5 protein-coding genes and 1 pseudogene are annotated in these 5,776 nt (G+C 64.8%); 4 read left to right on the forward strand and 2 right to left on the reverse strand.

All coding sequences use genetic code 11. The annotated features are described in order from the left end of the window. Positions 1 to 295: 295 nt before the first annotated feature. From ettA to EOA38_RS25760, 3 genes are all read left to right on the forward strand, one after another. Complete coding sequence (gene ettA / locus EOA38_RS25750; RefSeq protein ID WP_127300565.1) at positions 296 to 1,945, forward strand: energy-dependent translational throttle protein EttA; 1,650 nt, start codon at positions 296 to 298, stop codon at positions 1,943 to 1,945. Between the two features lie 38 nt (positions 1,946 to 1,983). Beyond that, positions 1,984 to 2,751: a trans-aconitate 2-methyltransferase gene (gene tam / locus EOA38_RS25755; RefSeq protein WP_126093055.1), complete on the forward strand. Its 768-nt coding sequence runs from the start codon at positions 1,984 to 1,986 to the stop codon at positions 2,749 to 2,751. A gap of 145 nt (positions 2,752 to 2,896) precedes the next feature. Beyond that, positions 2,897 to 4,018: a beta-ketoacyl-ACP synthase III gene (locus tag EOA38_RS25760; protein ID WP_127300566.1), complete on the forward strand. Its 1,122-nt coding sequence runs from the start codon at positions 2,897 to 2,899 to the stop codon at positions 4,016 to 4,018. A 5-nt stretch (positions 4,019 to 4,023) separates the two neighbouring features. On the opposite strand, the gene EOA38_RS25765 is transcribed toward EOA38_RS25760, so the two are convergent. Further along, entirely contained in the window at positions 4,024 to 4,593 is a 570-nt protein-coding gene (locus EOA38_RS25765) for an isoprenylcysteine carboxylmethyltransferase family protein (protein WP_127300567.1), read from the reverse strand. Between the two features lie 181 nt (positions 4,594 to 4,774). On the opposite strand from EOA38_RS25765, the gene EOA38_RS25770 reads away from it, so the two are divergent. After that, positions 4,775 to 5,410 carry an MOSC domain-containing protein gene (locus EOA38_RS25770; RefSeq protein WP_127300568.1) on the forward strand — a complete coding sequence of 212 codons (636 nt, stop codon included), beginning with the start codon at positions 4,775 to 4,777 and terminating at the stop codon, positions 5,408 to 5,410. Between the two features lie 40 nt (positions 5,411 to 5,450). Here EOA38_RS25770 and EOA38_RS25775 read toward each other — a convergent pair. Further along, positions 5,451 to 5,776, reverse strand: a pseudogene (locus EOA38_RS25775) (short-chain dehydrogenase/reductase); the annotation flags it as partial.

Raw genomic sequence — 5,776 nt, forward strand, 5'->3', positions numbered from 1 at the left:
AAATAAAGAACCGCCTCGGCAAAGAGCAGGAAACCGTTCAGCAACACGATCGATCCGATCTTTTGCGGAAATCGCGGCCTTGCCGCAATTTCCAAACCTTCTCCGTTCTGACGGCGAATGGTTAACCGCTGCTTTCACCAGCTCGTGCCGCGCACGGAAAAGAACGATATCCAGCCCGGCGAAAGCCCTGGGATCGACACGGCACGCCGAAAGCGATTGCCGTACGGCGCTTCATCGCCTACATAGCGCGCAACCCCCATCCACCTTGACACTTCAGTTTCCAGGGAAAGCGCGCGTGGCTCGCCAGTTCATCTATCACATGTCCGGCCTGTCGAAGGCCTATGGCACCAAGAAGGTGCTCGACAACATCCACCTGTCCTTCTATCCGGACGCCAAGATCGGCATCCTCGGCCCCAACGGCTCGGGCAAGTCGACCATCCTGCGCATCATGGCCGGGCTCGACAAGGAGTATCAGGGCGAGGCATGGCTGGCCGAGGGCGCGACCGTCGGCTACCTCGCGCAGGAGCCGCAACTCGACCCCAACAAGACCGTGCGCGAAAACGTCATGGACGGCGTCGCCAGGAAGACCGCCATCATCGAGCGCTACAACGAGCTGATGATGAACTATTCCGACGAGACGGCGGACGAGTCGGCCAAGCTCCAGGACGAGATGGACCGCCTCAACCTGTGGGACCTCGAGCAGCAGGTCGAGATGGCGATGGATGCGCTGCAGTGCCCGCCGGCCGATTCCGAGGTGACCAACCTGTCGGGCGGCGAGCGCCGCCGCGTGGCGCTCTGCCGGCTGCTGCTCGAGCAGCCCGATCTCTTGCTGCTCGACGAGCCGACCAACCATCTCGACGCCGAGACCACGCAATGGCTGGAAAAGCATCTGCGCGACTATCCGGGCTCGGTGCTGATCATCACCCACGACCGCTACTTCCTCGACAACGTCACCGGCTGGATCCTCGAGCTCGACCGCGGCCGCGGCATCCCCTACGAGGGCAACTACACCAAATATCTCGACGCCAAGGCCAAGCGCCTGATCCAGGAAGGGCGCGAGGACGACGCCCGCCAGAAGGCGATCTGGCGCGAGCGCGAGTGGATCCAGTCCTCGCCGAAAGCGCGCCAGACCAAGTCCAAGGCGCGCATCAAGGCCTATGAGGAACTGGTCGAGCAATCGCAGAACCGCAAGCCGACCGACACGCAGATCGTCATCCCGTCGAGCGAGCGCCTCGGCAATGTGGTTGTCGAGATCGAAGGCCTCAACAAGGGCTTCGGCGACGAGCTTCTGATCGAGAACCTGTCATTCAAGCTGCCGCCGGGCGGCATCGTTGGCGTTATCGGCCCGAACGGCGCCGGCAAGACGACGCTGTTCAAGATGATCACCGGCCAGGAAAAGCCGGATGCCGGCTCGATCCGCATCGGCGAGACGGTGAGGCTCGGCTATGTCGACCAGAGCCGCGACGCGCTCGACCCGAACAAGACGGTTTGGGAAGAGGTCTCCGGCGGCGCCGAGGTGATCAAGCTCGGCAAGCACGAGATCAACAGCCGCGCCTACTGCTCGTCCTTCAATTTCCGCGGCGGCGACCAGCAGCAGAAGGTTGGCAATCTTTCAGGCGGCCAGCGCAACCGCGTGCACCTGGCCAAGATGCTGAAGGGCGGCGGCAATGTGCTGCTGCTCGACGAACCGACCAACGACCTCGACACCGAAACGCTGGGCGCGCTGGAAGACGCGCTGGAAGCCTATGCCGGCTGCGCGGTCATCATCAGCCACGACCGCATGTTCCTCGACCGCATGGCGACCCACATGCTTGCCTTCGAGGGCGACGCGCATGTCGAATGGTTCGAGGGCAATTTCGAGGAATACGAGAAGGACAAGCTGCGCCGCCTGGGCGCGGAAGCGGCGACCCCGCACCGCATGACGCACAAGCGGCTGACGCGGTAGGGACAAAGCCGGCGGCGAGGACGAGCGGAGGTGATCGAATGGCTGACTGGTCCGCCGCCCAATATCTGAAGTTCGAGGACGAGCGCACGCGGCCCGCGCGGGACTTGGCGGCACAAGTTCCCGTCGACTTTCCGCGCCGCGTCGTCGACATCGGCTGCGGCCCAGGCAACTCGACCGAGCTTCTGGTCGAGCGCTGGCCGGATGCCGAGGTCAGCGGGTTCGACACCTCGCCCGACATGATCGAGAAGGCGAGGGCGCGGCTGCCCAACGTCAATTTCGAACTCGCGGATGCTTCCGCCTGGCAGCCGGAGAACCCGGTCGACGTCATCTTCGCCAACGCCGTCTTCCAGTGGCTGCCGGAGCATCCGGCGGTGTTCCAGCGGCTGATGGGGCTGCTCGCGCCAGGCGGCGCCTTGGCCATCCAGATGCCCGACAATCTCGGCGAACCCGCACACAAGCTGATGCGCGATACGGCGGCCGAGATGCCGTTCGCGGCCAAGCTCGAGGGCGCGGCGCGCGGACCGCTGCCGCCGGTTTCGTTCTACTACGATCTGTTGTCGCCGCTCGCGGATCGCGTGGACATCTGGCATACGATCTACAACCATCCGCTGGCGGATGCCGAAGCGATCGTCGAATGGGTCAAGTCGACGGGGCTGAAGCCCTTCCTCGATCCGCTCGACGCGGTTGAGAAGAAGGCGTTCCTCGACAGCTATACGGCAAAGATCGCACAGGCCCATCCGAAGATGGCGAACGGCAAGGTGTTGCTGCGTTTTCCGCGCATCTTCATCATCGCCAAGCGGGCCTGACCGCTTCCGGTCAACTCATCGCGATAACTGGGACCGGCGGCTGGTTTAAGCTGGCATAAACCTGCCGAATGCGACAAGGGTTGCGCCGGGCCGTGTCCGCGCCCACATCAGAGCCCGCAACGCCCGTGCCCCGGACGGATTGGACATGCATCGCGTCATCATCAGCGGCATCGGCGCCGAAATTCCTGAAGCCGTCATCACCAATGAAGAGCTGGTCGAGAGCTTCAACAGCTGGGTCGACACCGAGAATGCACGCCGCGCTGTCACCGGCGAGACGCTGCTGCAGAAGTCGGACAGTGACTTCATCGTCCACGCGTCGGGCGTGCGGACGCGCCATGTGGTCGAGCGCGAGGGCATCCTCGATCCCACCCGCATGGCGCCGCGCATTCCGGCGCGGCCGGACGACGCGCTGTCGCTCCAGGCTGAATTCGGCATCGCATCCTCCAGAAAGGCGCTGGACCATGCCGGCCTGCAGCCCTCGGATATCGACCTGGTGATCTGCTCGGCCTCGCATCATCAGCGGCCCTATCCGGCGATCGCCATCGAGATGCAGGAGGCGCTGGGCACCAAGGGCGCCGGTTTCGACATGGGGCTGGGCTGCTCTTCCGCCGCTGCGGCGCTGCACATCGCGGTCAACCTGGTCAGGGCAGGGGCGCACAGGCGCATCCTTGTCTCGACGCCCGAGATCATCACCGGCCATCTCAACTTCCGCGACCGGCAGACGCATTTCATCTTCGGCGACGCTTCCGTCGCCATGATCGTCGAGGGGCTCAACCAGGGCGAAAAGCGGCCGGGACGCTTCGAGGTGCTCGACACGCGCACCTGGACGCAGTTGTCGAACAACATCCGCACCAATCTCGGCTACCACACCCGCACCGCCCAGGACGATCCCTACATGATCAAGCTCGAGGGCAACCTGATCAAGCAGGTCGGCAACAAGGTGTTCAAGGAAGTCACCGTCGCCGGCCACAAATTCATCGTCGAATTCCTGGCCGAGCATGGGCTGACGCCGCAAGGCATCCGCCGCTTCTGGCTGCATCAGGCGAATGCGCGCATGAACGCGATGATCCTGAAACTCGCCTTCGGCCACGATGTCGGCCACGACCGCGCGCCGATGGTGCTGGAGCGGCTCGGCAACACGGCTGGCGCCGGCGCGATCGTGGCGCTGTCGGAGAACCACGCCGACATGAAGGCCGGCGATTTCGGCCTGCTCTGCGCCTTCGGGGCCGGTTATTCGATCGGCGGCGCGCTGCTCAAGATGTTGTAGCCAGTTCAGGCAGGCGCGAAGGGCACCAGCATGGGCACGCGCCTGGCATAGTCGTCATAGGCGGTGCCGAGCTCGCCGCGCAGGAAGCTCTCTTCCAGCCTGGCCTTCACGACGATGCCGATGATCAGCAGCGCTGCGCCGGCAATGCCCCAGACCGTGCCCTTGGCCGCCATGGTGGCGAGGATTGCCAGCAGCAGCAGGCCGCTATAGATCGGGTGGCGGACCAACCCGTAAGGGCCGGTATCGACCACGCGGTGGTCGGCCTTGGCGGTGATGGTGCCGGACCAAAGCCGGCCGAGATGCAGGCGCGCCCACCAGGAGAAGGCGAGGCCGATGGCGATCAGGGCAACGCAGATCCATGCTTCCGTCAGCGACGGCGTCCAAACCCGCAGCCGGCCGACATAGCCGTGCGCCGGCACGAACAGCAGGACCGTGCCGATGGCCCACAGGATGCGATAACGGAACTCAGCCCGGAAGCCTGCACGCTTTTGCACAGGGTCGGCCCAAGCGGCGGCCAAGAGCCAAGACACGACCCAAATCAGCCAGAGCGCGGCGATTGCGGGTGCGGGATGCATTTGGATACCTCCTGCCAAGGGCTACCATCAGATCGATGACGCGGGGCGGCAATGCGGCGCGTGGCGAAATCGGATAGCGTTTTCGGTAAGAAGATCGTGATCATCCGCGTATCAAGCTGGTTGATCGGACCATCAGCGCTTTCGACTGGACCGCAAGGCAAGGGATCGCTAGAGCCGCGACATGCAAGACTCCAAAACCAATTCAGAGCTCTCCCCGGCGACCGATCAGTCCGTCGACATCGTGCCGGCCCACAAGCTCGCGGCGAAGGCGGCCGCGCTCTACAAAGCCCCTTTCGATCGTTTCGAGACGAGACCGGTGGAGGAATTGCGGCTCGGCTTCGACGGCATCGAGGGCGATTTCCATGCCGGCGCGACGCGACGGTCCGGCGGGCGCGAGCCCTGGTATCCACGCGGCACCGAGATGCGCAACGAGAGGCAGTTGTCACTCGTGGCGGCGGACGAGCTTGCCATGGTCGCCGAGCGCATGGGGCTCAAGGAAATCAAGCCGGAATGGATCGGCGCCAACCTGCTGATCGAGGGCGTGCCGCGTCTTTCCATGCTGCCGGCGGGGTCGTTGCTGTTCTTCAAGGGCGGGGTGACGATCAAGGTCGACGCCCAGAACGGGCCTTGCCGTATCGCCGGGCGTTCGGTCGCCGAGAATGCGCGGATGGCCGACCACGAGGCCGGTTCGCTGCTGTTCCCGAAGGCGGCGAAGCGGCTGCGCGGCCTTGTCGCCTGGGTCGAGAAGCCGGGCATCATCAGCGCGGGCGAGGAGATTTCGGTGCGGGTGCCCGAGCAGTGGATCTACCGGGCCTGATCTCGGCCGCGCCGCTTTCAGCGGCGCGGCCGAGACGCACTCAAGCAGCCTTGCGGTTCTTGTTCGCGCCCTGGGCCAGGACCGAGATATCGTCCCACTTCTCCCAGGTGGCGATACGGTTGGCGTATTCCTGGCGGATCATCGGCAGGCCGCCATCGCCGAAGAAGACTCTCAGCGGCGGCTCGGCAGCGTCGACGACTGCCAGCATTGCCGGACCGGTCGCCTCGGGATCGCCGGCGACAGCGCGGCTGCGGCGTTCTGCCATCGCGGCGCGGGCGGGTGCATAAGCCTCGATCGCTTTCGATGTCTTGGCCGACGGGCCGGCCCAGTCGGTGGAGAAGCCGCCCGGTTCGACCAGCGTGACAT

This window comes from Mesorhizobium sp. M1E.F.Ca.ET.041.01.1.1, from assembly GCF_003997355.1.
Taxonomy (GTDB): domain Bacteria; phylum Pseudomonadota; class Alphaproteobacteria; order Rhizobiales; family Rhizobiaceae; genus Mesorhizobium.

Bases quoted from the DNA above. Each gene is read 5' to 3' on its own strand.
- EOA38_RS25770 (WP_127300568.1), top strand. From the start codon at position 4,775: ATGCAAGACTCCAAAACCAATTCAGAGCTCTCCCCGGCGACCGATCAG.
- EOA38_RS25765 (WP_127300567.1), bottom strand. From the start codon at position 4,593: ATGCATCCCGCACCCGCAATCGCCGCGCTCTGGCTGATTTGGGTCGTG.
- EOA38_RS25760 (WP_127300566.1), top strand. From the start codon at position 2,897: ATGCATCGCGTCATCATCAGCGGCATCGGCGCCGAAATTCCTGAAGCC.
- tam (WP_126093055.1), top strand. From the start codon at position 1,984: ATGGCTGACTGGTCCGCCGCCCAATATCTGAAGTTCGAGGACGAGCGC.